At 71.7% G+C, this 237-nt stretch carries 1 protein-coding gene; it reads left to right on the plus strand.

Features of this window, described 5'->3' with window-relative positions; genetic code table 11:
• Positions 1–237, plus strand: a 237-nt coding sequence (locus SB773_RS34525; protein ID WP_410595043.1) for a dihydrofolate reductase family protein, incomplete at both ends; no start/stop codon positions are given.

The following is a 237-nucleotide window of genomic DNA, read 5'->3' on the forward strand; positions in this document are numbered from 1 at the left end:
CACCTACGAGCAGTTCGCCGAGGCGTGGCCGCCGCGCGACGGCGAGTTCGCGGACATCATGAACTCCCTCCCGAAGGTCGTGGTCACCTCCCGCCCGGGAGAGCTGAGCTGGAACGCGACCGCACTGGAGGAGCCCGTCCGCGCCGGCATCGGGACACTCAAGGAGGGCGACGGCGGGCCGATCCTCGTCGCCGGCAGCGCCTCCCTCGTCCGCTCGCTGCTGGTCTGGGGACTGGT

This window comes from Bacillus sp. SIMBA_074, assembly GCF_046534555.1.
Taxonomy (GTDB): Bacteria; Bacillota; Bacilli; order Bacillales; family Bacillaceae_G; genus Bacillus_A; species Bacillus_A mycoides.